Source organism: Ferruginibacter yonginensis (assembly GCF_042651465.1).
GTDB classification, from domain to species: domain Bacteria; phylum Bacteroidota; class Bacteroidia; order Chitinophagales; family Chitinophagaceae; genus Ferruginibacter; species Ferruginibacter yonginensis.
Genome location: NZ_JBHSCZ010000002.1, coordinates 65,607 through 90,726 on the forward strand (window position 1 = coordinate 65,607; position 25,120 = coordinate 90,726).

Consider the following 25,120-nt stretch of genomic DNA (forward strand, 5'->3'; position numbering starts at 1 on the left):
ATACTACATTTTTATTTACTTCATAAAACTCCGCCACTTTAGTACCATCAAAATTTTTAAAATATTGAATTCAAAGCCTTACCTATTCCACATCAACAAACTTTCTTGCTCTTCTTTTAATGAAAAAACATTGGCACTTTCATTCTCACTATAAATGATGTACCTAATTTTTTTATTAATTAATTTTTCTACCTTTTCGATCAGTTCTACCAAATATGGTTGATTAATATTTCCTATAAAAGTAAGATCAATCACATCGCCTCCTAAACCTTTGGCATAGTTACCAGTAATATATACTTTGCTTACATCGCCCAGTTTTTTTACAATGTTCTCAATAATAGTATCAATACCAATATATTTTCGCATTATTTGTTGTACTTCCGGAAAAAGTGGGTGTTTTTTATTGGCAGTAAATATTTTTTTATTGCCTTCTATGTTAGCATTTAGCAAACCAGCTTGCTCCATTTTATTTAACTCTACTCTAATGGAGTTAGTACTTTCACCAAATTCCTCCTCTAAGCCTCGTAAATAGCTTTTGGTGCTGCTATTTAAAAAAAACTTAAGCAGCAGTTTTATACGTGTTTTAGATGATATGAGTGTTTCTAACATAAATTGAGTTACAAAATTACTCATTCTTTTATTCTTATTAACTATAAACAATAAATACATTTAATAACAGGTTTAAAAAGTATGTAAACTATCTTTGCCGCTATGCATTACGCTTCTGTTGAAAATATTAGTAAGTCTTTCGGTATTAGAACCCTTTTTAAAAACATTTCTTTTCATGTTGAAGAAGGTGATAAAATTGCCTTTGTGGCTCGTAACGGTACAGGCAAATCAACCCTACTCAAAATTTTTGCAGGGTTAGATACTGCTGATGAAGGCGTAGTATGGGTGCATAAAGATGTAAAGGTGATTATGCTACAGCAGGATACGCCTTTTATGGAAGATAAAAGCATTCGTGAAAATGTACTTCGGTTAGATAACCCCGTTATTAAAACCGTAAGCGCCTACGAAAAATATTTAGATGAAGGTACCGATGATATGGACCTTTTAGCCGATATAATGGGTAAAATGGAAGAGCTCAATGCCTGGAGTTTTGAGAGCGAACTCAAACAAATTTTAGGAAAACTCAACCTACACGATTTAGAAGCTACTATGAGCACCCTCAGTGGTGGCCAACGCAAAAGAGTAGCCTTGGCACAATCACTTATTGAAGCTCAACTGCACGAAGGCCGTTGCTTACTTATTTTAGATGAACCTACCAACCACCTTGATGTGGGCATGATTGAGTGGCTCGAAGATTTTTTGAGCACCCACAAAATGACCATTTTACTCGTTACCCATGATCGCTATTTTTTAGATGCCGTATGTAACGAAATTATTGAGATGGATGAAGAAAAACTTTACGTTTACAAAGGCGATTACGATTATTTTTTAGAGCAAAAAAGTTTACGACAAGAAGTACAAGCCAGCGAATTACAAAAAGATAAAAATATTTTCAGAAAAGAACTGGAGTGGATGCGTAAGCAACCCAAAGCCCGTACTACCAAAAGCAAGAGTAGGCAAGATGCTTTTAAAGAAGTAGAAGAACGGGTATCTGTTCGTAAAGAAGATGCTGAAGTGAGCCTACAAGTAAAAATGACAAGGCTTGGAGGCAAAATTTTAGAAATGAAAAAAGTAAACAAATCCTATGGCGAAAAAGTCATTATGAAAGGGTTTGATTATACGTTTAAAAGAGGCGAACGCATTGGTATTGTTGGAAAAAATGGGGTGGGCAAATCAACATTTTTGAAAATTGCTTTGCAGCAAGAGGAGCCTGATAGTGGTAAAATAAACCATGGCGACACTGTAGTTTTTGGCAATTTTAACCAAGAAGGGTTGCAGTATAAAGAAGATAAAAGGGCCATTGAATATGTAAAAGATATGGCGGAGTATTTTCCCTTGGCAGATGGTACTAAACTAAGTGCTAGCATGTTTATGGAAAAATTTGGCTTTAATGCACAACAACAATTTACCCCATTAAGTAAGTTAAGTGGTGGCGAAAAAAGGCGCTTGCATTTAATGAGCGTATTGTTTTTAAACCCCAATTTTTTAATATTAGATGAACCTACCAACGATTTAGATTTACAAACCCTCCGCACCCTTGAGGAGTTTTTGTTGGAGTACCCTGGCTGTATTTTAATTGTAAGCCACGATAGGTATTTTATGGATAGAATGGTAGATCATTTATTTGCTTTTGAAGGTGATGGCGTTATTAAAGATTACCCAGGCAACTATACGCAATACCGTAGTTATTTAAAAGAAACAGAGGCTGCTGAAAAAAACAACGATTCAAAATCTGCCAATAACCCAACAGTTGCAGCAGCGCCCAAACCTACCTCAACTATTGGTGGGGCAACTGCTAAAAAACCATCTTTTAAAGAAAAGCAAGAGTTTGAAAATATTGAAAAAGAACTTCCTTTATTAATTAAAGAAAAGGAAACCTTAGAGCAACAAATGAGTACCGGACCTTCGTTTGATGAAATGCAACGCATGGCAAAAAGAGTAACCGATATTTTAGCGGCTATAGAAGCTAAAGAAATGCGTTGGCTTGAGTTGAGTGAATTAATGGGGTAATATGTTATTTCACTTCAAACAATTCGTTCCAACGAGTGGTATAGCGTGGGCTTCGCATTTCAACCCTCATTTTCCAATTACGTTTGGTACCGGTTGCGGCAAACTGCACCACATCATTACGTAAAGCGAAATTGATATTATCCATAGTGCTCATCAACTTACGTTGGTTATTTTGTTGCGGTGCTACAAATAAGTTGGCTTGTATAGTAGCATCGGGCACAAAACCGCTGAGTATTACGCCAGCTTTTTTGTATTGTTTACTAGCATCATACAACACATCTACCAAGGCCATGGCATGTTTTATTAATTCATTAGTTGCTGATGTTGCAATAGGTAATACCGTATAATGACTGTATGTATTACCATGCCTAAAACGCCCATTGTTACTGGGCTCACGGGTAAGTACAAACACACTTACCACAGTTGCAGCACTCCCTTGTCGGCGTAACTTTTCTGCTGCCCTTGATGCGTAGGTAGCTACAGCCTGTTTTACTTCAGTAATGGTGCTTACCGTTTTACCAAACATACGGGTGCAGGCAATCCTTTTTTTTTGTGTAAGCTGCTCTTTAGCTACCTCAATAGCTGGTATACCATTGAGTTCGCTTATCATACGAGTGCCTACTACCCCACCTAAATTTTTATGTGCCCATGCGGCGGATTTTTTGCTAAGATCGTAGGCGGTGTATACGGCATTCATCTCTTTCAACTTTAGTGCATATTGCCTACCAATACCCCAAACATCGCTTACGGGTGTGGCTTGTAGGGCTTCGCTAATTTTTGCTGGAGTATCTAACACCATTACCCCTTTGGTGGCTTCTTTATTTTTTTTGCAAAGCCTATTGGCCACTTTGCTGAGTACTTTAGTGGGTGCTATGCCTATGGATACTTTAATACCCGTCCAGGTTTCAACCACATTTTTAATACGTAGCCCCTCTTCGTACAAATTAGTATGCTTAAATTCAGATAAATCTAAAAAAGCCTCATCAACAGAATACACTTCAATGTTTTTTTCGCCTAATAATATCCGTAAGGTTTCCATTACTCTCCAACTTAAATCGCCGTATAGGTTGTAGTTAGATGAAAAAGTGGCTACACCATACTTCTCAATAGTGGGCTTTGCCAAAAAATACGGACCAGCCATGGCTACGCCCAAGGCTTTGGCCTCATCGGTTCGTGATACAATACAACCATCGTTGTTACTTAATACCACCACGGGCTTATCATCTAGCGAAGGCCTAAATAAGCGTTCGCAAGAGCAATAAAAACTATTGCAATCAATAATAGCTATCACAGTATTGTGTTTTATAATTGTCTGATAACACAAGTAACCACTCCCCAAATGCGGCAATCGCAGAGGGGCGATACTTCAATTGTAGCAAACTTGGGCGCTTCGGCCACTAAAAAAAGTTGATTAAATGTTTTTTGATAGCGGCGTATCAACATTTCGCCTTCGTACACAGCTATTACAATTTTGTTGTTGGTGGGTTTTACACTTTTATCAACCACCACAATATCGCCATTGAAAATACCTGCATTTACCATGCTATTGCCACTTACCCTCATAAAAAAGGTAGCTGGTTTATTACGAATAAGCTGTTCGTTGAGGTCAATACCTCTTTCCATATAATCATCTGCAGCTGCGCCAAAGCCTGTGGCATTGGCGGTAGGTACATGGTGTTGGGTAAATTGTTTGGTACCATTGTAACTACTTCCTAAAAAATTTTCTACTTCCATTATACAAAGGCTTTAAACTAAATTAATTAGCAATATTATACTAAATTATTTAGTTTTTTATTTTTTATATAAGTGCAGAAGCATTATATTAACACAGCAATTAGGTACAGAGGTGGCATAAAAAAAGCAAGATGTTCATCTTGCTTTGCTAAAAAAATAAGTTACATATTATCTACGTATTCTTTCTCTACCAATGATTACGCTAATTTTTAGATTAGCGGTAAAATAAGCATCGTTGTTTTTTTCAGTACCACGTTTACCATTAATACCTGCTACTTTTACAATTTGCCTGTCGTACAAAATTTTAGCATTGGCTGCTTTTTGTGGAGTGAGGTATTTATCAAACAAAGCTGGATCAATATAGGTGGTACTTAAATCATCTAAATAATCAGTAAATAGCTTGCGGTATACTACTTCAGCCCTTAGGTTTACCAAAGGCGATAGCTCGTATTTTACACCGGCACCCATAGGTATGTTTAGCTGGTTTAACTTATAAATGGGCCTGTTAGGGTATTCAGCAAAACCTTGTCCCTCAGTACTAAGCGGTTGCAAATCAATAGTTCTGTTACCTATTTTAGTTTGTGGGTTAAATGAAAAATAACCAACACCTGCTAATAAGTAAGGTGAAGTACGTGGTGGGGTTGTTTCTTTTGCAGGCCAATCAACAAAAATGTACATTGGGTGAATTTCAACTAAGGCTGCCACTTCTGATATGTTACTTCTGAAATTTAAATTTCGGTTGAAACGGTTTTTGGCAGCATCGTTAATACCTGCTAAAATTTTATCGTCTGATGATACTTTACCAAAAGTACCTTCGAGCCTTAAAGCGACTGCATTTTTATAACTTACGCTAAAAAATATACCCCCACTTATTGAAGTATAGCCTAGGTTTAAATCTTTCAAAAACTTTTCACCAATACCTTTTTTTCCACCCAAATCAGTTAAGCTATTCATAGCATTTACTGACACACCAGCTTCATACAAAACCGGATTTTCATAATAGTCGCCGTCAAAAAAGTAATACTGTGCATTTACAGATGCACTGCTTAGGGCAAAAACAGTGATAAGTGATGCAATCAAACAGATTTTCTTCATTTTAAACATATTATACCACCATAACGGTGTATCGATTAAATATAGTACAAAGAAACTAATAAATTACTTGATTTTATGAGTTTTTATGTTGTTTCATGTAAAATTTACATATAGATTGTAACCCACAAACATCACATTTGGGCTTACGGGCTATACAAGTATACCTTCCATGCAAAATTAACCAATGGTGTGCCCTGTAAACATACTCAGGTGGAAAATGCTTGATGAGTTGTTTTTCAGTAGCAGTGGGTGTTTTAGCATTGGTAGTTAGCCCAATACGAGCACTCACCCTAAACACATGTGTATCTACAGCCATATTGGGTTGCTCATCAATTACGGAAGTAACCACATTGGCGGTTTTACGCCCTACACCTGGCAGGGTAACTAATTCGTTGACCGTCATGGGTACTTCACCGCCAAAATTTTCAATTAATAGCTTGCTCATACCTGCCAAATGCTTTGCCTTGTTATTGGGGTACGATATGCTTTTAATTAGTTTAAACAAATCTTCAACGCTTGCTTTACTCATTGTTGCAGCATCGGGGTATTTTTCAAAAATGGCAGGAGTGGTCATGTTCACTCGTTTATCAGTACATTGGGCTGATAGTATTACAGCCACTAATAATTGAAACGGATTATCATATAATAGTTCCGTTTCGGCATCAGGACTGTGTTGTAAAAAATAATTTATTAAAAACTCGTATCGCTGTTTTTTTGTCATAATAAAAGCCCGCAGCAAAGTACGGGCTATATTCAAGTTATTCGTTAATAATTGCTACTTAGATGCTGCCAATTCAGCTACTCGTTCTGTATAATTAAGTATATTATCCACCGCTCTGTCGCTCGGGGATATTAATTTTATGGCATCCAACCTATTTTGAACGATGGCTAAATTTGTTAAACGTTCTAGCAATTCATCATCCGTATTGAGTAGTGTTTGTATTTGTGTTCTTTTTTCAAGCGTGCCTTCATTGTATAAATACTTCAAAAGGTCATCTTGTGTGATATTGACCATGCTTTCAGTTTTGCGTTATTAATTTTGCTCCCTTTAATAACGATAATTTAATAAGCTTATTGCATTGGTATAAAAAATCTTACGGCATTTTAACAATAAAGATGTCTTCATTGTCTTTTTTCATATAAAACTTTTCTCTTGCGTACTTTTCAATAGAGCTAGCATCTGTTTTTAGGAGTTGCAGTTCTTTCTTTGTATCAGCAATTTGCACTACCAAATGCTTTTCGCTTTGCTTTAATTCGTTGAGTTTTTGCGTTCTTGCGGTAATGGTGCCCCAATCTTTAGGATCAAAAAATAACATCCATACCAAAAAAGCAATACTTACTAATATGTACTTATTTTTTAGCAGGCTAATCATTGATTTTATTACTGTTTGCAACATATTCCGTTCAATTACTTAAAGGTGCACATTAAATACTATTTACCAAACTTTATTTTACCGGTTGGGTAAATGGCGCTATCACCTAAAATTTCTTCAATACGTATTAATTGGTTGTATTTTGCCATACGATCGCTACGGCTTGCTGAACCTGTTTTAATTTGACCACAATTGAGTGCTACTGCTAAATCAGCAATGGTACTATCTTCTGTTTCGCCGCTGCGGTGGCTCATAATGGTATTGTACCCTGCATGTTGCGCCATGCTTACGGCATTAATTGTTTCAGTAAGGGTACCAATTTGGTTTACTTTTACTAATAAACCATTCGCAATTTCTTCTTTAATACCTCTTTGTAAACGATCAACATTGGTTACAAATAAATCATCACCCACAATTTGGCATTTGCTACCAATTGCTTCTGTTAACATTTTCCAACCTTTCCAATCATCTTCAGCCATACCATCTTCAATAGAAATGATAGGATATTGTTTTACCCAACTTTCCCAATATTTTACCAATTGTTCGCTGGTCATTTTTTTTCCATCGCTTTTATGGAAAATGTATTTCTTTTCTTTTGCATTCCATAATTCACTGTTAGCAGCATCCATAGCAATAGCTACTTGGCTACCTGTTTTGTAACCTGCTGCTTGTATGGCAGTTAACACCGTTTCAATAGCTTCTTCGTTGCTCTGAATATTTGGCGCAAACCCACCTTCATCACCCACATTGGTGCTATAACCTTTCTTTTTCAATACTGTTTTTAAGGCATGAAAAATTTCAACACCCCATTGCAACCCTTCGCTAAATGATTTGGCGCCAATGGGCATTACCATAAACTCTTGAAAATCTATTTTATTATCAGCATGTGCACCACCATTTAAAATATTCATCATAGGTATAGGTAACACTTTAGCATTGGTGCCACCAATGTAGCGGTACAATGGTAAGTTTGCTTCTAATGCTGCTGCTTTTGCTACTGCTAAACTAATAGCCAACATAGCATTGGCACCTAATTTACTTTTATTGGCCGTACCATCTAAAGCAATCATCATGGCATCAATGCCAGTTTGGTCAGCAACATCCCAACCAATTAAATGCTCGGCTAATACGGTGTTTACGTTTTTTACAGCTTTTAATACTGATTTACCACCGTATAATTTTTTATTATTATCTCTTAACTCCACCGCTTCATGTATACCTGTACTAGCGCCGCTTGGTACGGCTGCACGGCCAAGACTTTCGTTTTCTGTAAGAATATCAACCTCAACGGTAGGATTACCACGACTGTCTAAAATTTGTCTTGCATGAATGGATGCGATGTAGCTCATTTTTAAAATTTAATTTTTGGTTTAATGTATGATTGCGAAGATAAAAATTAAAATACATAATTCATATACTAAAATATACCCTGAAGAGGGTAGTTAACAACACTGGTATTAAAAATATTTTTACCATATAAACTAACTAAAAGTAAACCCAAACTAAAAATTGTAATTGTATGAAAAAAAGATGGTCAATAATACTATTAATAAGTGTGTGCTTTAACAGCATCGTAGTTATGGCACAACAAAAACTACCCTTGCTTATAAGGGCTGATTTTGGTAGTAGCAATGTAAAAGCTAATACTGGGAAAGGTAGCAGCACATTTGCGTTGGGCATTGGGGTTGAAACGGTTGTACCCATTGTACCGCTTAAACGTGATAGTAAATTGGTACTAAACCCCAACCTAAGTTATTTGAAAACCGGTTACGAAACGGTTGTAGGCGGAAAAGTAAAAGTGAACTATTTATCATTAGGGCTGCCTATTTGCTATGAGGTTTTTGGCTTAAATGATGCAAACGACATGGGCTTTATTTTTGGAGCAGGACCATTTATTAATACTGCTTTGAATGGTGAATTTAAAGTACTATCAACTGACAATTATAAAGCCATGAGTTTTGGCAATGGCACTGCTGACAATAGAAAAAGAACAGATGCTGGCTTGCTGCTAAAAACAGCCGTAAGGGTCAATAAGTTGTACATGGGCTTGCAATATAACATTGGTATGCGTAATGAAATACCAAAAGATAGGGTGAACAATGGCAACTATATAAAAACCCGTAATTTTTTATTTTATGCTAGTTACGCTATAGGTAAGTAGTGGCTATTACACAATACTGTTGGTGGTAAAATATTTGTTGATACTGTTATTTAAATGGGCGTAACTACTTTATACTTTTTTATTGGCATTATAGCTTTTGTAGTTTGCTTGCTACTTTTCAAAAATGGAGTAAACTTGGTATTAAACTAAAGCATAAAGTTGCTCTTATGGTTTTAGTAAGCTTGCTTTTTTTACTAATTGGCTTTGTTGTATTGGTATTTATTGATGTAATAAATTTTAAAGGTGCTTTTACAATTTCGCTTGGTTTATGCTACTTTTTTTATTAGCGCTTTTTACTGCACTGTTTATAAGGTGGTTAATGATAAGTACAATAAAAATATAAGCGTTGGTTCAGTTGTAATAGTGATGTGCATAGGTGTATTTGCAATTGCCTACCATTTTATTCAAAAAATGAATACGAACGATATAACGTTCATCATAAAAAATGTTGCTATCAATAGCATTGTTACAAATATTTCGTTTGATAGCCACAAGCCAACTTTTAAACAAATGACCTTAGCAGATGGCTAATATTTACCAATGCCTAATAGCATGAACATTACCTTACAAATAGGTGATAGCATTTATAAAAAATAAATACTACTCATTTTATACAGTAGTACACTTTAAAGCAAACATAAAAACACAACACTTTGTATCAACATATAAAAAGATATTGGGTGAAGCATTTTAAATAACCACATTTTGAAAAATATAATTTGGGCTGCCGTATACTTTGCTTTAGCAACTATTATAACATCATACTTTATTAAGCAAGGTGCAGCGTTGTACAGTAGCCATAATAAAATGATATTATCTGCTAACATTGCTGGTGCAAAATGGGCGATACAAATTATAGCAGCAGTGCTTTTCTTAAACGAAAAAAAATGGCTATTTATTAAACTGATTGCATTTAACTGTTTTATTGGCAGCTGTTTTTTGTTGCCTTATACTTTGTTTTCTACCATACGCTCAGTCGATTGTAGCTTTTTTGCATCGCTAATAATATCAGTACTATTTATGATAATCATTTATTACAAAGTAGTACAGCAAATAGCGATTAGCAAGTGGTGGTTTTGGAGTTGGCTTTGTTGCCTATGCATCGCCATTTATTTACAAACAACTATTGTATTTGTGATATTTTAATAATGAAAACAAAGTGAAATAAAAAAATAACACACTATCCATTATAACACTTTCATTAAGCATTATTACCAACAAAACACAATAAAATAGGGGCTTTATATTTCAATAAAAGTGTAATCAATTATGTATTAAAACCTACTTCAATAAATCGATATCAACAATACTAAAAAACAACAAACAATATCATGAAAAAAATTATTGCTACGCCTATTTTGATTTTATTTATTGTCACCGTAAGTATGGCACAACAGTATATACCTTTTCAATACCAAAGTAAAAGTAAGTGGAACTTTCAAGATAAGTGGGGCTTAATGACGGCAGATAGAAAAACTATACTTCCACCAACTTACTATACCATAGCTCCACAAATTATTACAGATGAATATATTTTTTTAGGAAAATATATTATTGAATTAAAAACAGGCAAACAAATTTGGGATAGTGTGGAATCGCAAAATTTACATGAAATTGTAGGGAATATTGTAAAAATAAGAATGCCGAAAAGAGGTGCTGTAAATTATCAATACTATTCGTTCAAAAACATCTTAACTAAAAAAACAATTGCTGATGAAGGAAGGTACAGCAATGAAAAGGGCTATGTAATTGTAGAAGGTAGTGGTGCAGAAGGTGTAGTAGATGAAAATGGCAAACAAATCATTACAAAAGAGTTGTATCAATACATTTATAATTTCTCTAAAGATTGTTTTATTGCGAAAAATAATTATAACAACACCGTTTTTATTTATGATAAAAAAGGCAAAAAAACCAATACAACATCTTACGATGAAATTGAATTTAATGCAGGCAGAAATTCATTTGCTATAGGTTATACTTTAATAGATAAAACAAAAGGTATTTATGAAGGCAGTTTTATTAATAGCAAGGGGAAAACCGTAGGCACTAAATTTTATTACCTATCAGGTAACAAATTTAATAACGCCTTTTTTTGTACAAGCAGTGGGTTTGCAATAAAAAAACAATCAACAAAAATTTACGGCAAAAAAGAATGTACCGAAGCCGACAAATTATCTGAAACTTATGTAGTAAATGCAGATGGAAAAGTAATTATTAAAAAAGCTGATATTAACAATATTAAAGAAATAACAAGTGGTGTATTTTCAGCATTCAACGACAGTACAAGTATTACCACTTTGTACGATAATAATGGTAATGAAATACTAAAAACAAGTCTATATACTATTAAAGATGTATGCGGTAATAATTTATTTTTCGCTATTAATAAAGTAGATGCTAAATGCTATTTTATAAATAATAAAACAGAAAAATTGGTGAACGAAGCATCATTTAAATATGACGTTGTTAGAAGATACATGGAAAACAAAGGTTTCATCATTTACAATAGAAACACCAACAAACTCATATTCAATATTTACAATGCATTAACTGGTAAATCAACAGGAGCAGAGCAGGTTGATTTGGGCGCAGGCATTAGCGTTGATGATATTGCAATACCATTAGGTGATTACTATTTGGTTAAAGTTATTGATAAAAATAAAAACCAATACGCAACCTACATATACGATGTTACAGGAAAACTTATACAAAAAAGTGAAGATGGCTTGTGGATGAATGGTAATAATAACACCTATATCAAGTATACTTTAAACTCAAAAGGAGAAAAATATTATATAGGTTATTACGATTCAAAATTGCAGCCTTACTCTATTATTAAAGATTAAACAAAATAGAAATTCACACATCATGCTCACAAAAATCACCATCACCATCACTGTATTGTTTACTGCCATATTAATTTATTTAGCTAATGCATATCATGTAATTGAAACGTACAAATTAGCTTTTGCAAAAGATTTTGTACCCTATTACCAATCAGCTGCACAAACATTTTTTCAAGTAGGGTTAACCATTTGTATTGTAAGTTGGTTGTGGGTAAATTTTGTAAGTATCACTTCACAAAAATTATTTTGGCTATGGATTCCGTTTGTGTTTTCAATAATAGTGGCTATAGGTTTAGGTTATTGCAACGAACACCTTTTTCATTTTAAAAAAGAGCATGGTTTATGGAAAGGTGAGTTTTCATTAAGTTATTTTTTTAGTGCTGCCATTATCATTATTGCGGCTTTCATTTTAATAACCAACTACTGGGCATTGAAGCTATATTTTAAAACTACCGAGCACAACACTAAAAAATATTAAACGCTACATTTTCTAAAATTGAATTTAAAAACAACATTAGCATTACTTTAAAAACATTAAAAAATAATTAAATGAGATATATGAAAATTACAATTTGCTTTGTGGCTGTAGCCATTTTTATGAGTAGCCAAGTTTTTGCTCAAAAAGTAAACGCACCAAAAAAGAGTAGCTATAAAAAAGCTGTAAATAAATACCCTGTTAAAGGAAAGCCAGTAACTGTAAATAGTTGGGGCAGTTTATCTGTTTACATGCTACCAGGTTATTTTAAAGAAGATAAAGCAGGTATTATAAAGCAAATTGGAATCAAAGAATTTGAACAAATGGAAAGCTATTGTACAGAACAGTATTGGGATAAGACCTTTGCTGCCAATTTTAATGAAACATATAGCACTGAAAAAGCAGCACAACTTAAAATGTATTGCATAGCTCAATTTGTACACCAATTTAACGGTACTAAATTTGAACCAATGGTGTTAATACGCATACCTGTTGCCGAAAACAAAAATATGTATGCCTCAGATGATGATAGAGATGCGTATATAATTTTGAAAAAGAAAGATGTAGTGATACAATAAAAATATTATTTCGTTACTGCTCTAAACGTATCTTCCAAACTATTGGTATCGGTTTGTAAAGCTACAATATTAAGGTTGTTAGTTACTGCTAGTTGAAGCAGCTGTTTTCTTACTGCATCTGCAGCAGCTGTTTCAATTTTAAATATATGTGGATTTACCATTTCAACATGAAGCACCTGTGGTATGGTTTGTAACATAGTTAGCTCCACTAATTCTTCAAATTGTACTTGTACTACTTGTGTTGGCTGTATATTTTTTTGCAAATGTTGAAGCTGATCATCTGCCACAATACTGCCTTTATTGATGATGATAACCCTATCACAAATAGCTTCTACCTCTTGTAAAATATGCGATGAAAATAAAACAGTTTTATTGACTGATAATGCTTTAATAACATTACGTATTTCAATTATTTGATTGGGATCGAGGCCCGATGTTGGCTCATCTAAAATAACAACTTCAGGCTCATGAATTAAAGCTGCAGCAATACCTACACGTTGCTTATACCCTTTACTTAACTGACTCATTTTTTTATGTGCCTCATTGGTTAAACCAACCGTAGCAATCATTTTTTCGGTTTGCTGTTTTATATTTTTTAATTGATGTACGCCTGCTACAAAATGCAAATATTCCCTTACATACATATCTGCATATAAAGGATTAGCTTCTGGCAAATAACCAATTTTTGATTTGGCAGCCACCACATCTTTTGCAACATCAATACCATCTACCAAAATGGTGCCTTCATCAGCAACCAAGTACCCTGTTATCATTTTCATGGTGGTAGATTTACCAGCACCATTAGGACCTAAAAAGCCTACAATTTCACCTTTATTTATTTCAAATGAAATATTGTTCACTGCTTTTTGTGCCCCATAATTTTTTGATAACTGATGTACCTTTATTGACATAGTTTGTTTTTTTGTAAAAATAATACTTGTAATGGAGTACTCGTAAATTAGTTTGTTAAAGCCTTTGCATTACAAAAAGGAAAGCCCTTCAATTGCTTGAAGGGCTTTGTATTAACCGCACTACTAAGTATTATTAAAACCAGCTACCAGTAAAAATGGTATCTGCATTTTTCACTTTTCTTCTTCTACGATTTACAGCTGCACGGTGAGCAAAAGCTGTAATAATCATTAAAGGAATAAATAAGAAAATCAATGGTGGAATACCTAAAAAGCTCACCCACTTACCACCATACATTCTACGCATTGGCCTACGTAAACGCTCAGCAATTAAATACATGGCTGGTACAATAATCAACGTCATAAAGAAAGCGAATGCTAAACCAAAAATAATCGTCCAGCTTAATGGTTTCCAAAACGCTACGTTATCACCACCAAAGAAAATATGTGGATTTAATTCAGAAAACAACGTAACAAAATTGATGTTGAAACCAACTGCAATAGGTATAAATGCTAATATTGCCGCTAATGCTGTTAACAATACAGGTATAATACGGGTTTTACCTGCTTCAATTACTGCATCTCTGGTTTTCATACCACGTTGGCGTAACTCTTCAGCAAACTCAATCACCAAAATACCATTTTTAACCACAATACCTGCCAAGCCAACAATACCTAAACCGGTCATTAATACGGATGCTTCCATACCAAAAATAGAGAAGCCCAATAACACACCAATAATACTAAATACAATTTCAGTTAAAATAATAACCGATTTACTAACTGAGTTAAATTGTAGTACTAGGGTTAATAAAATTAAACCCAATGCAATAAACAATGCTTTGCTTAAAAAGGCACCTGTTTCTGCTTGTTGCTCACCTTCACCCGTTTGTTTAATGGTTACGCCATCATCTTTTTTACTGAACGATGTTAGGTAACCAGCAATAACTTGGTTTACGGCAGTAGCGTTGTAACCTTGTGTGGTTAATACGTTTGAACGTAATTGAATGAGCCTTTTTTGGTTTTTACGCTTTACGCTACCAAACGTACTTGTAGGCTCAACTTTTACTAAGGCACTTATCGGAATATTTTTTACTTGTCCGCCACCAGCAAAATCCCTGAACGATATACGCATATTGAGCAATTCTGATAAACTTTTGCGTTGCAGTTCATTGTTACGTAACTGAATTTTATACTCTTCCTTACCTTCTTTAATTTTTGATACTTCTTTACCGAATAAAGCCGTACGAATTTGTAACCCAACTTGTGCTGATGATACACCTTCAATTAATGCACGCTGCCTATCAACAGTTAAAGTAATTTCAGGGTTGTTTAAATCAACATCCATTTTCAATTCTTCCACACCCGGCACCTGTATACTATCTAAATAATTTTTTAGGTTTACAGAGGTGCGTACAAGGTTATCAAAATCTTCACTTGCTACTTCAATATTAATTGGAGGGTCAGTTGGCGGACCGCTACTTTCTTGATCCACACTTATTTCTGCACCCGGTATACCTGCAATGGCTTCACGAATTTGATCAAGATACGGACGTGAACTTTTACCATGGCGCTTTTCATACTCTACAAACGATACTTGTACCCTACCTAGTTCGCTACGGGTGCTTCTATCGCCAGATGATGGGTCACTTGCACCGATGGCTACGTTGCTAATAACACTCTCCACAATCGGATTTTTTATTCCTTTTGCATGGTCAATTTCTAACACCTTATTTACTTTGGCTTCTAGTGTTTTAACCACAGAATCTGTATACTCTACACTTGTGCCCACCGGTAATTTGAGGTACACATAAATTTGGTTAGGATCACCTTTAGGGAAAAACGCAATACCAATTCTACCAGTTGATACTGATAAACCAAAAATAAATACAGATAATATTAATAAACCAACCGTACCAAGTAATAAATGTACAGGCCTCCAGCCTTTTAACGACCAACGAATTAAATTTTCATAATGGCTCATAATCCAAGGCAATACCTTGTTTTGAAAGCTATGTATAGCACCATCAATTACATACCTGTGCAACACAACCAAAATCATAAAGAAGATGAGAAGGTTACCAAGGAACGGAGCTCCAATAACATCTAACAAAATACCAAACGCTATGATAATCCAAAAAATAGGCTTCTTAAAAATGGCCGATTTTTTTTCTTTTTCACCTTCGGGATGGTTCATAAAATCAACCGCAAAAATGGGGTTCATTATAAACGCTACTACTAATGATGCTGCTAGTGTAAAAATGAGCATGGTAGGTAAATACACCATAAAACGCCCAATAATACCTGGCCAAAATAACAACGGAAAAAATGGCGCTAAAGTAGTTAGTGTACCAGCTAACACAGGCACAAAAACCTCACCAGCAGCCATTTTGGTAGCAGTGTTTATGGGTATTTTTCCTTTGCCATCCACAAATATTCTATGCGTATTTTCAATAACCACAATGGCATCATCTACAATAATACCCAACCCAAAAAGTAGGGCAAACAATACCATAAAGTTGAGGGTAACATGGGTGCCTACAATTAAATCGGCACCAGGCAAAAACACAAAGGCAACAAACATACTTAAAGGCACACTCAATGCCACAAAAAAGGCATTGGTTACCCCCATAAAAAACATCAATACAATTAATACCAACAAAAAGCCAATTACAATGGAGTTAACGAGCTCATTAAAAGATGCTTTTGTTTTTATACTTTGATCACCTGTTACAACGGCATTAAGGTCTTCAGGGTAAATAACCCCCTTACTTTCCTTCACCATTTTTTGCACCGCTTCGCTGGTTTCAATCAGGTTTTCACCACTACGTTTTACAATGTTGAGGGTAACAACATTTTTACCATCTAAACGAGCAAAACTCTCTACGTTTTTGGTGGTATCTTTTATGGTAGCAATATCTTTTAAATAGATGGGGTTGCCGCTGGTGTTTCTTACAATAACACCTTCGATATCATACGCAGTATGAAACTGACCTTTTAATTGTAGGTTTCTTTTCATATCACCTACATCTAACAAACCGCCAGATATATCTGCATTTTCTCTGGCAACAGCATTGCTAATATCATCGAAAGTGATACCAGCTGCTTGCATTTTATAATTATCAACATTTATTTGAAACTCACGTTCAGGAGCACCAACAATGTCAATTCTATTTATTTGAGGAATATCTTCAAGCTTATCCTTCATATCATCTGCAAACTTTTTTAGCTTGGCCATTTCATAATCGCCACTAAGGTTTACATACATGATAGGTTGGTCGCTCAGGTTTACCTCTAAAGCAGTGGGCTGTTGAGTAAGGTCGTTAGGTAAATCTTGCTTTGCTTTATCAATAGCATCTTTTACTTTTTGCAGGGCAATATCTACTTTTACATCAGTATTAAATTCTACCTGTATGGCAGAAAAATCTTGCAAAGAAGTACTGGTGAACTTAGTAATTTTTGCACCTGTAATGCCTTTTATTTGCTTTTCAATTGGCCTTGTAACAAGGTTTTCAATATCTTTTGGAGAGTTACCTACATACACCGTTTGTACGTAAATGGTAGGTATTACAATATCAGGAAACTGCTCTTTTGGAAGCGTAAAAAACTGATACAGCCCAATCAACGTTACAATAAGCATGATAAGGTAAATAGATGTTTTATTACCTATACTCCACGATGTTGGTTTAAACTCTTTAAATTTATTTTGTATATTTTTTGCTGCACTCATACAATCATTTTTCTGTTGAAATAAATACTTACTAGTATATTTTTACTGTGCTGAAGTTTTTAATTGTTGGCCTTCGTATAAACCTGTATAGCCTTCCACAATTAATTGTTCACCTGCTTTTAAACCACTCTTCACCTCAATAACATCACCGTTAATGAGGCCTACTGTTACTACACGTTTACGTGCATACAATTTGCCTTTTTCGTTGCTTGCTACCATTACATATTTGCCTTTTTCATCGTTTTGTAGCGTTTTTAAAGGAATCGCAATCGTATTGGTTGCTGCATAATCCCTTACTTTAATGAGTGCTAATTGGTTGGGATTAAGTGCTGGATCTGACGGTAATTTTGCCTCTACATTAAAACCCCTACTTAAAGGATCAATGGCTGCACCTATAAAACTTACAGTGGTGTTGTATGTTTTATTAATATCAGGCATTATAACTACTACTGGTGTACCTTTTGATACAGTACCCAAATAGTTTTCAGGTATGTTACCTATTACTTTTAAACTACTTTTATTTACAATTTTTATTTGCGGACCAGCAGCTGTTGCCCCTTGAAAAATTTCACCTACTCTAATATTTACCACATCAGCTACACCATTTACATCGCTGTACACATTAGCAGTATTCAATTGCTCTTGTGCTAACTTTACTTGTTCTGCAATAGTACCTAGTTGGTTTTCTAATGATGTTACATTGGTTTTTGCAGTAAGCAATTGCACTTCAGTACCAATACCATTGTTCCATAAATTTTGTTGACGTTCAGCCAAGCTTTTAGCAAGCGCTAATTGTGTTTTTATATTTTGTGCTTGTTGCTTGGTTGCTTGTAGTTGTTGGTTTTGTATGGCATTATCTAATCGCAATAGCAATTGACCTTTTCTAACAATTTGCCCTTGTTTTACCAACACTTGTTTTACCTGGCCACCCATACCCCTTGGCGCAATGTATGAGCTATTTTCGGCATCAATTTTACCTTGCAACTCAATGTAATGATCAAAGTTTTGCATTACAATTGGAGCAAAAGCCACTAATTTAATTTTTGCTGGGTTGGCACTACTTGTATCTAATTTTGAAAGCTCTTCTTGCAACTTCAAAATTTCTTGATCCTTTTTTTCTTTCTCAGATTTTAGTTTTTCTAACTGTGTTTTTTTATCGTTAATGGCAGCATTCCCTTCTTTTTTACTATCACCACAAGAGGCAAATAAAACAAGGGTAGTTAAACCAATGATAAAGATTTTATTGTGTTGCATATATTGTATTGTTGTATTTTAAAATTTGTTTTGGTATAAAATTTATAAGGTTCCTGTTGCTTTTAAGAAATCAATTTTGGCAATTACTGCATCATATAAAGCACCGTAATAATTATTTTGTGCCACTTTTAATTCTGCTTGTGCATTGTATATTTCTTGGTTGGTACCTAACCCTTGCTCGTATTTAAGTTTGGTAGTGCCGTACACTTTTTCTGCTAAAATCATATTCTTTTTTTGAGCATCGAGTGTTAATACGGCTGCTGTTATTTTAAGCCTAGCTTGTGTTACATCATTATCAACCGAGTTTTTAAATTGTTCAATTTGGTTATTGGTTTGTTGTAATTGTAATTTAGCTTTTTGAACTCTTGAGCTTTTTGCAAAGCCATCAAAAATGGGTACATTTAAACGTAAACCAATTAATGAAGTGGTAAACCATGGTCCATCGCCAAAGAAATCAAACTTTTGGCGCTGTGCATTTTTATTGTAGCTAGCAAAGGCAGCAAGTGTTGGTAAATAGCTTAGTTTATACCTGCGTACATTGTACTCACCTAGTTTTTTTCCTAGTGTTAATAATTGAAACTCTTTACGGTTTTCGTATTTATAATCAAGTGCTAGTAAATTGTCTTTCAACATATCTTCTGATAATGTATCAGTAAGTATCAAGGTATCTTTCTGCGGCATGTTCATTAAAAACTTTAAACCTGCATTACCAGCATCTAACTGCGATTGTACTTTTACTTTTTCAGTTTGAAGGTTGTTTAATTGCACACTTACTTTATCTACATCTAATTTTTCGGCAAAACCTTGTTTGTAAATTTCTTTAGTGTCTTTCAACAATTTTTCAAAACGTTCAATATTGGCATCTATAGAGGTCATTTGTTGTTTACCAACCACTAATTGGTAATAAATTTTTTGAACGTTCACATTAATCATTTCTTCCGTAACCTCTTGCTGTTTGGCATAGTAATCAAGCGCCACACCTCTAGCTATTAAGCCCACAAATACTTGTCCATCAAACAATAATTGTTGCACATCAAAACCGCCAGTAGCACTGTATTTAGTACCAAAACGTACGGGTACAAATGTACCTGCTGGTCCACCTGCAATTTCAGCTGGCAATAATGTTGTTGGTATAGTTAAATAATCTTGAAAGGTACCCGTTGCACTTATTTGTGGGTAGGCTGCTGCTGTAATTTCTCTGTTTGTTTGCTGCTGTATTTTATAATCTATTAAGGCATTTTTTACTTGTACACTGTTTTTCTTAGCGTAGTCTACTGCTTGTGTTACCGAAAATTTATTTACAGCTTGCGCTTCTATTGCTTTGTTACTTAGTAGTAACAAGCAAAGGAACATACTGTATTTTGTTAGTTGTTGTTTCATTATTTATCGTTGTTTTTACGTTCTTCTTTGTATTTATTAATAAGCTTATAACCCTTAGGTGAAACCATACCGTATAAAAAATAAAGTAGTAGCTCTTCTTCAATGGTAGATACATCAAGCTTTACACTATTATGAAACTCAGGGTTAAAAGATATCATCATACTTGATACCCTAAATCGTGTAATTACTTCGGCATTAAAATCATCTCTATACAAACCTTCGGCAATACCCCTTTTAATATTGGCCATTACCATGTTGTATATATAATCGTTTTTAAATTTTAAAAAATTACTAAATGCTTCAGGATGGTATTTTTGTAAATCAAATAATAAGGAAGGGTTCATTTTACTAAACATTTCCGTCATAAACTCCATTGCTAAAAATAGTTCATGTATAGCGTTTTTTGAAGCCTTTACATCCGCCTCACACCTACACATATTACCATTTAAAAGGTCGGCAATTACTTCATTGGCCAACGCATCTTTATCAGCATAGTATTGATAAATGGTTTTTTTACTTACGCCTAAGGCAGTGGCAATATCATCCATACTAACACTACGCAAGCCAAATTGCATAAATAAATCATGCGCTTTTTGCTTTATTCTTTCTGCTACTGTATTAATGGGTTCCATAATAAAGCGCAAAACTAAGGAAACTTTTAACGTTGCCAAAGTTTCTATAACAATATTTTACCATTCATAATAATTTATTAACGTAGCACTGTAATTTGTACGTTGTTAACGTTTGTTTCCACAATATTATATGTAGCTATCTTTGATCATAATTTTTTGAAATATGGAAAAGCCATTTGAATACAAGCGTTTATTACAATATTTTTTACAAGGCTTATTGATATTGGCACCAGTAGCCATTTCTATTTATGCACTATTTTTTGTGATTTCTACTATTGATGGATGGTTACCAATTTTTCATTATACCGATGCACAGGGTATGAGCCATACCCAAAACTATGGGTTAGGCTTTATTATTATTTTAGGAGCCATCATTTTGATAGGTTATTTCAGTTCGTTTTTTATTACAGGTAGAATTGTAAGTTTTTTAGACCGTTTCATGCAAAAAGCACCTGGTATTAAACATATTTACAGCACCACAAGAGATTTTTTTGAAGCTTTTGCAGGCGACAAAAAAAAGTTTACCCAAAATGTACTAGCCAATGTTGATGATAACGATGTGTGGCGCATGGGTTTTATTACCAAAGATGATATGAGTGACTTTGGCTTGATTGATTACGTAGCCGTATACATACCAATGGCATACTCGGTTGCAGGTAATGTGTACATTATACCCAAAACAAGAATAAAGCCTATTACCAATATCAGCAGCGCACAAACCATGAAGTTTGCGTTAAGTGGCGGCGTTACCGATGTTTCTGAAGAATAATGTTATAATATTTACTTATTTTTAGTAACACATGTAATCATTGATGTAGCATATACTTTTAGCATAATACATATCAATAAAAATATTTAGCAAACACATGAAAAAAACTTGGATCGCTTTTTTATTCACCATCATTATGCTGCTATCGCATTTTACCTCATTTTGTTGGGGGTTTTATGCACACCAAAAAATTAATTACTACGCAACTTTTTTATTACCGCCAGATATGATGGTGCTATACAAACCTAATATCGGTTTTATTAGCGAACATGCGATTGACCCCGATAAAAGACGGTATGCTGTTAAAGATGAAGGCCCAAGGCATTACATTGATATTGATCGCTATGGTACTTACCCATTTGATGCATTACCACATAAATGGACCGATGCTGTTGCAAAATATAGTGAAGATACGCTCCGTGCCTACGGTATTGTTCCTTGGCATGTTCAAGTTATGTTGCAAAGACTTACCCAAGCTTTTAAAGATAAAAATTTTAGTCGTATCATGAAAAACAGTGCTGAGTTAGGCCATTACATTGCCGATGCGCATGTACCATTACATGCCAATAGTAACCACAACGGCCAATACACCAACCAACGTGGTATACACGGTTTTTGGGAAAGCAGGGTACCAGAGTTGTTGGCTGAAAAACAGTGGGATTTTATGATAGGTAAAGCCACTTATATAAAAGACCCAGGCGCTTATATTTGGGACAGGGTTTTAGAAAGTGCTAAAGCCAGTGATAGTGTACTTCGCTTTGAAAGAGAGCTCACCCTTTCTTTCCCTGATGATAAAAAATATTCATTTGAAAACCGAAACGGAAAAATCATCAAACAATATTCCACCGCTTTTACATTGGCATTCAATAAAAAGTTAGATGGTATGATTGAACGCCGCATGCGCCAATCTATCAGTTGTATTGCCTCATTTTGGTATACGGCATGGGTAAATGCCGGACAACCCGATTTAAAGGGCCTTGTAAACCAAAAATTGAGTGCATCAGATTTAAAAGAAATTGAAGACCTCAATACCCAATGGAGTGGCGCCACAAAAATGATTGGTAGAGAAGAAGATTAAACGGCAAGCTGAAAATTGGCAACAAATTGCTAATTAAATTTCATAGTTTTGCCCGTTCTAAAATCTACACAGTGGTGCACAATTTTAATGCTGGTCCTTCCATTTTACCTAAAGAAGTTTTTGAGGAGGCTGCAGCTGCAGTTTTAAATTTTAATAATACGGGGCTATCTATATTAGAATATGGGCATAGAACTGCCGCTTTTGAAGCTATCATGCAAGAAGCTCGTCAACTTATGAGAGAGTTGATGGCGTTAGATGAACAACACGAAGTGTTATTTTTACATGGCGGTGCCTCAACCCAATTTATGCAGGTGCCAATGAACCTACTCGATTTAAAAGATACAGCTGCATATACCGATACAGGTGTATGGGCAGCAAAAGCCATTAAAGAGGCTAAGCTATTTGGCAAACCAGAGGTTGTATGCTCATCAAAAGATAAAAACTATACATTTATACCAAAAGATTTTGCCGTACCAAACGATGCAAAATACCTGCATATAACTACCAATAACACTATTTACGGTACCCAATGGAAAAAAATACCCGTTACTTCAAATAGCTTAGTTGCAGATATGAGTAGCGATATATTAAGCAGAAGTATGAATTTTAATGTCTTTGATTTAATATATGCCGGTGCACAAAAAAATATTGGTGCTGCCGGTGTTACAATAGTTGTTGTAAACAAAAATATTTTGGGCAAATTAAAGCGTAATATTCCTACCATGATGGATTATCGCAACCATATTGCCGAAGGTAGCATGCTCAATACGCCACCCGTATTTGCTGTTTACACTTGTATGCTTACTTTACGTTGGTTAAAAAAACAAGGCGGTGTAAATGCCATTGAAAAAATTAACAACCAAAAAGCAGCATTATTGTATAACGAAATTGATAGAAACACACTATTTAAAGGTACTGTGGCAGTGGAAGATAGAAGCAATATGAACGTTTGCTTTGTAATGAACGATGCTAACAAAGAAAAAGCTTTTTTAGATTATGCTACCCAACACCAAATAATTGGTATAAAAGGACATAGAAGTGTAGGCGGTTTTAGGGCTTCACTTTACAACGCTATGCCATTGAGCAGTGTGGAATATTTAGTTTCAATTATGCAACAATTTGAACAAAACAACCCTTCATAAATAAAAAAATAACAATGATTACGATTGCTCCATTTGCAGCATTAAGGCCCGAGGTTACTGAAGCAAAAGCAGTAGCATCACCACCATACGATGTATTGAATAGTAAAGAAGCGAAGCTTGCAACACAAGGAAATCCCAATTCGTTTTTACATATCACTAAAAGTGAAGTTGACTTACCTGATAACATTGATATTCATTCGCAAGAAGTATACGACAAGGCTAAAGAAAATTTAACTGCCTTTATTAGCAGGAATATTTTGTTTCAAGAAAGTAAACCTTGTTACTACATTTATCAATTAATAATGCCTGGCCATTTACTTGGCGATAAAGATGCTGCACCAATTAATCAAATTGGCTTAGTGTGCGGTAGTTCGGTTGCAGATTATGAAAATGGACTTATAAAAAAACATGAGTTTACTCGTCCAGAAAAAGAATTGGATAGAATTACACATATTAAAACAACAGGGGCTCAAACAGGTAATGTATTTTTAGCTTACCGTAACGTACCAGCTATTGATACCTTTATTGCAAGCATGATGAGCGATAAAGCGCCACAGTATAGTTTTGAAGCTGATGATGCTATTCAACACAATATTTGGGTAATAAACGATACAGATAGCATTGAAACTATTACCCAATTATTTAAAACGCATGTACCTGCAAGCTATATTGCCGATGGGCACCACAGAGCAGCATCTGCAGCAAAAGTAAAAGCAGCATTAGGTAACCATGCAACACCAGCGGCTGATATTTTTTTAACTACGCTTTTCCCTGCAAACCAATTGCGTATTATTGATTACAATAGGGTTATCAAAGATTTTAATGGCCATACACCTGCAGATATTATAGCCGCTTTAGAAAAAAACTTTACCGTTACACCAAGCAAAGAGGCAGTAAAACCATCAGCACCACATGAATTTGGTTTTTATATGAACCAACAATGGTACCTGGTAAAAGCACTTGAAAATATAATAAAAGATGATGTTTTAGGTGTGTTGGATGTTAATGTATTACAAGAAAATGTACTTACCCCTATTTTTAATATTATAGATCAACGTACAGATAAACGCATTGACTTTGTTGGAGGCATTAGGGGTTTAAGTGAACTTGAAAAGAGGGTAAACAGTGGTGAAATGGCTGTTGCCATTAGCTTATACCCTGTTAGTATTGAGCAATTATTTGAAGTAGCCGATGCTGGTGAAGTAATGCCACCAAAAAGTACGTGGTTTGAGCCAAAACTGAGAGATGGTTTATTAACACATTTAATTAACTAATATTAGGGCACTTTTAAAGTGCCCTTTTTTTATCTTTACAATAATAGCAACAGCCCTTGTTATAAACATAAC

At 34.7% G+C, this 25,120-nt stretch carries 24 protein-coding genes; 11 read left to right on the forward strand and 13 right to left on the reverse strand.

Annotated features, from left to right (window positions below; genetic code table 11):
- Positions 1-78 precede the first annotated feature (78 nt).
- Positions 79-633 (reverse strand): hypothetical protein, encoded by a 555-nt coding sequence (locus ACFOWM_RS07430; protein ID WP_379708405.1) that lies wholly within the window; start codon positions 631-633, stop codon positions 79-81.
- A gap of 78 nt (positions 634-711) precedes the next feature.
- On the opposite strand from ACFOWM_RS07430, the gene ACFOWM_RS07435 reads away from it, so the two are divergent.
- Complete coding sequence (locus ACFOWM_RS07435) at positions 712-2,619, forward strand: ABC-F family ATP-binding cassette domain-containing protein (RefSeq protein ID WP_379708407.1); 1,908 nt, start codon at positions 712-714, stop codon at positions 2,617-2,619.
- 4 nt (positions 2,620-2,623) lie between these two features.
- Here ACFOWM_RS07435 and ACFOWM_RS07440 read toward each other — a convergent pair whose 3' ends face one another.
- The 7 genes from ACFOWM_RS07440 to eno all read right to left on the reverse strand — a co-directional run bounded on the left by ACFOWM_RS07440 (position 2,624) and on the right by eno (position 8,170).
- Entirely contained in the window at positions 2,624-3,910 is a 1,287-nt protein-coding gene (locus ACFOWM_RS07440; protein WP_379708409.1) for a Y-family DNA polymerase, read from the reverse strand.
- An 11-nt stretch (positions 3,911-3,921) separates the two neighbouring features.
- Complete coding sequence (locus ACFOWM_RS07445; RefSeq protein ID WP_379708411.1) at positions 3,922-4,353, reverse strand: LexA family protein; 432 nt, start codon at positions 4,351-4,353, stop codon at positions 3,922-3,924.
- 168 nt (positions 4,354-4,521) lie between these two features.
- A complete protein-coding gene (locus tag ACFOWM_RS07450) occupies positions 4,522-5,448 on the reverse strand; it encodes a hypothetical protein (RefSeq protein ID WP_379708413.1) in 927 nt (308 codons plus the stop codon).
- Between the two features lie 73 nt (positions 5,449-5,521).
- Positions 5,522-6,169: an endonuclease III gene (gene nth, locus ACFOWM_RS07455; protein WP_379708415.1), complete on the reverse strand. Its 648-nt coding sequence runs from the start codon at positions 6,167-6,169 to the stop codon at positions 5,522-5,524.
- Between the two features lie 54 nt (positions 6,170-6,223).
- Positions 6,224-6,463 (reverse strand): hypothetical protein, encoded by a 240-nt coding sequence (locus ACFOWM_RS07460; protein ID WP_379708417.1) that lies wholly within the window; start codon positions 6,461-6,463, stop codon positions 6,224-6,226.
- A 79-nt stretch (positions 6,464-6,542) separates the two neighbouring features.
- Positions 6,543-6,821 carry an FtsB family cell division protein gene (locus tag ACFOWM_RS07465; protein WP_379708419.1) on the reverse strand — a complete coding sequence of 93 codons (279 nt, stop codon included), beginning with the start codon at positions 6,819-6,821 and terminating at the stop codon, positions 6,543-6,545.
- Between the two features lie 59 nt (positions 6,822-6,880).
- Complete coding sequence (gene eno, locus ACFOWM_RS07470) at positions 6,881-8,170, reverse strand: phosphopyruvate hydratase (protein WP_379708421.1); 1,290 nt, start codon at positions 8,168-8,170, stop codon at positions 6,881-6,883.
- Between the two features lie 170 nt (positions 8,171-8,340).
- Between eno and ACFOWM_RS07475 the strand changes: the two genes are divergently transcribed.
- The 6 genes from ACFOWM_RS07475 to ACFOWM_RS07500 all read left to right on the forward strand — a co-directional run bounded on the left by ACFOWM_RS07475 (position 8,341) and on the right by ACFOWM_RS07500 (position 12,881).
- Positions 8,341-8,982 (forward strand): hypothetical protein, encoded by a 642-nt coding sequence (locus ACFOWM_RS07475; protein ID WP_379708423.1) that lies wholly within the window; start codon positions 8,341-8,343, stop codon positions 8,980-8,982.
- 243 nt (positions 8,983-9,225) lie between these two features.
- Entirely contained in the window at positions 9,226-9,513 is a 288-nt protein-coding gene (locus ACFOWM_RS07480; RefSeq protein ID WP_379708425.1) for a hypothetical protein, read from the forward strand.
- A gap of 174 nt (positions 9,514-9,687) precedes the next feature.
- Entirely contained in the window at positions 9,688-10,128 is a 441-nt protein-coding gene (locus tag ACFOWM_RS07485; RefSeq protein WP_379708427.1) for a hypothetical protein, read from the forward strand.
- Between the two features lie 185 nt (positions 10,129-10,313).
- Positions 10,314-11,828, forward strand: a complete 1,515-nt coding sequence (locus ACFOWM_RS07490; RefSeq protein WP_379708429.1) for a hypothetical protein — start codon at positions 10,314-10,316, stop codon at positions 11,826-11,828.
- Positions 11,829-11,850: 22 nt separating this feature from the next.
- Positions 11,851-12,306 (forward strand): hypothetical protein, encoded by a 456-nt coding sequence (locus ACFOWM_RS07495; RefSeq protein WP_379708431.1) that lies wholly within the window; start codon positions 11,851-11,853, stop codon positions 12,304-12,306.
- 80 nt (positions 12,307-12,386) lie between these two features.
- Positions 12,387-12,881: a hypothetical protein gene (locus ACFOWM_RS07500; RefSeq protein ID WP_379708433.1), complete on the forward strand. Its 495-nt coding sequence runs from the start codon at positions 12,387-12,389 to the stop codon at positions 12,879-12,881.
- A gap of 5 nt (positions 12,882-12,886) precedes the next feature.
- Here ACFOWM_RS07500 and gldA read toward each other — a convergent pair whose 3' ends face one another.
- The 5 genes from gldA to ACFOWM_RS07525 all read right to left on the reverse strand — a co-directional run bounded on the left by gldA (position 12,887) and on the right by ACFOWM_RS07525 (position 20,785).
- Positions 12,887-13,792, reverse strand: a complete 906-nt coding sequence (gene gldA / locus ACFOWM_RS07505; protein ID WP_379708435.1) for a gliding motility-associated ABC transporter ATP-binding subunit GldA — start codon at positions 13,790-13,792, stop codon at positions 12,887-12,889.
- Positions 13,793-13,925: 133 nt separating this feature from the next.
- Positions 13,926-17,519 carry an efflux RND transporter permease subunit gene (locus ACFOWM_RS07510; RefSeq protein WP_379708437.1) on the reverse strand — a complete coding sequence of 1,198 codons (3,594 nt, stop codon included), beginning with the start codon at positions 17,517-17,519 and terminating at the stop codon, positions 13,926-13,928.
- 42 nt (positions 17,520-17,561) lie between these two features.
- Positions 17,562-18,773: an efflux RND transporter periplasmic adaptor subunit gene (locus ACFOWM_RS07515; RefSeq protein ID WP_379708439.1), complete on the reverse strand. Its 1,212-nt coding sequence runs from the start codon at positions 18,771-18,773 to the stop codon at positions 17,562-17,564.
- A gap of 42 nt (positions 18,774-18,815) precedes the next feature.
- Positions 18,816-20,153, reverse strand: coding sequence for a TolC family protein (locus ACFOWM_RS07520; protein ID WP_379708441.1), 1,338 nt, complete (start codon positions 20,151-20,153; stop codon positions 18,816-18,818).
- On the reverse strand, positions 20,153-20,785 hold the full coding sequence (locus tag ACFOWM_RS07525) for a TetR/AcrR family transcriptional regulator (protein WP_379708443.1): 633 nt from the start codon (positions 20,783-20,785) through the stop codon (positions 20,153-20,155). The genes ACFOWM_RS07520 and ACFOWM_RS07525 overlap by 1 nt, the downstream gene beginning before the upstream one ends.
- 163 nt (positions 20,786-20,948) lie before the next feature.
- Between ACFOWM_RS07525 and ACFOWM_RS07530 the strand changes: the two genes are divergently transcribed.
- From ACFOWM_RS07530 to ACFOWM_RS07545, 4 genes are all read left to right on the forward strand, one after another.
- A complete protein-coding gene (locus ACFOWM_RS07530; protein WP_379708445.1) occupies positions 20,949-21,554 on the forward strand; it encodes a DUF502 domain-containing protein in 606 nt (201 codons plus the stop codon).
- A 97-nt stretch (positions 21,555-21,651) separates the two neighbouring features.
- Positions 21,652-22,632: a zinc dependent phospholipase C family protein gene (locus ACFOWM_RS07535; protein ID WP_379708447.1), complete on the forward strand. Its 981-nt coding sequence runs from the start codon at positions 21,652-21,654 to the stop codon at positions 22,630-22,632.
- 71 nt (positions 22,633-22,703) lie between these two features.
- Complete coding sequence (gene serC / locus ACFOWM_RS07540) at positions 22,704-23,774, forward strand: 3-phosphoserine/phosphohydroxythreonine transaminase (RefSeq protein WP_379708449.1); 1,071 nt, start codon at positions 22,704-22,706, stop codon at positions 23,772-23,774.
- Between the two features lie 14 nt (positions 23,775-23,788).
- A complete protein-coding gene (locus ACFOWM_RS07545) occupies positions 23,789-25,048 on the forward strand; it encodes a DUF1015 domain-containing protein (RefSeq protein ID WP_379708451.1) in 1,260 nt (419 codons plus the stop codon).
- Positions 25,049-25,120: the final 72 nt, after the last annotated feature.

Coding starts and splice junctions, on each gene's coding strand:
- ACFOWM_RS07430 (WP_379708405.1), bottom strand. CDS start 633: ATGAGTAATTTTGTAACTCAATTTATGTTAGAAACACTCATATCATCT.
- ACFOWM_RS07515 (WP_379708439.1), bottom strand. CDS start 18,773: ATGCAACACAATAAAATCTTTATCATTGGTTTAACTACCCTTGTTTTA.
- eno (WP_379708421.1), bottom strand. CDS start 8,170: ATGAGCTACATCGCATCCATTCATGCAAGACAAATTTTAGACAGTCGT.
- ACFOWM_RS07475 (WP_379708423.1), top strand. CDS start 8,341: ATGAAAAAAAGATGGTCAATAATACTATTAATAAGTGTGTGCTTTAAC.
- nth (WP_379708415.1), bottom strand. CDS start 6,169: ATGACAAAAAAACAGCGATACGAGTTTTTAATAAATTATTTTTTACAA.
- ACFOWM_RS07495 (WP_379708431.1), top strand. CDS start 11,851: ATGCTCACAAAAATCACCATCACCATCACTGTATTGTTTACTGCCATA.
- gldA (WP_379708435.1), bottom strand. CDS start 13,792: ATGTCAATAAAGGTACATCAGTTATCAAAAAATTATGGGGCACAAAAA.
- ACFOWM_RS07510 (WP_379708437.1), bottom strand. CDS start 17,519: ATGAGTGCAGCAAAAAATATACAAAATAAATTTAAAGAGTTTAAACCA.
- ACFOWM_RS07450 (WP_379708413.1), bottom strand. CDS start 5,448: ATGAAGAAAATCTGTTTGATTGCATCACTTATCACTGTTTTTGCCCTA.
- ACFOWM_RS07535 (WP_379708447.1), top strand. CDS start 21,652: ATGAAAAAAACTTGGATCGCTTTTTTATTCACCATCATTATGCTGCTA.
- ACFOWM_RS07490 (WP_379708429.1), top strand. CDS start 10,314: ATGAAAAAAATTATTGCTACGCCTATTTTGATTTTATTTATTGTCACC.
- ACFOWM_RS07465 (WP_379708419.1), bottom strand. CDS start 6,821: ATGATTAGCCTGCTAAAAAATAAGTACATATTAGTAAGTATTGCTTTT.
- ACFOWM_RS07545 (WP_379708451.1), top strand. CDS start 23,789: ATGATTACGATTGCTCCATTTGCAGCATTAAGGCCCGAGGTTACTGAA.
- ACFOWM_RS07460 (WP_379708417.1), bottom strand. CDS start 6,463: ATGGTCAATATCACACAAGATGACCTTTTGAAGTATTTATACAATGAA.
- ACFOWM_RS07530 (WP_379708445.1), top strand. CDS start 20,949: ATGGAAAAGCCATTTGAATACAAGCGTTTATTACAATATTTTTTACAA.
- ACFOWM_RS07445 (WP_379708411.1), bottom strand. CDS start 4,353: ATGGAAGTAGAAAATTTTTTAGGAAGTAGTTACAATGGTACCAAACAA.
- ACFOWM_RS07525 (WP_379708443.1), bottom strand. CDS start 20,785: ATGGAACCCATTAATACAGTAGCAGAAAGAATAAAGCAAAAAGCGCAT.
- ACFOWM_RS07520 (WP_379708441.1), bottom strand. CDS start 20,153: ATGAAACAACAACTAACAAAATACAGTATGTTCCTTTGCTTGTTACTA.
- ACFOWM_RS07435 (WP_379708407.1), top strand. CDS start 712: ATGCATTACGCTTCTGTTGAAAATATTAGTAAGTCTTTCGGTATTAGA.
- ACFOWM_RS07500 (WP_379708433.1), top strand. CDS start 12,387: ATGAAAATTACAATTTGCTTTGTGGCTGTAGCCATTTTTATGAGTAGC.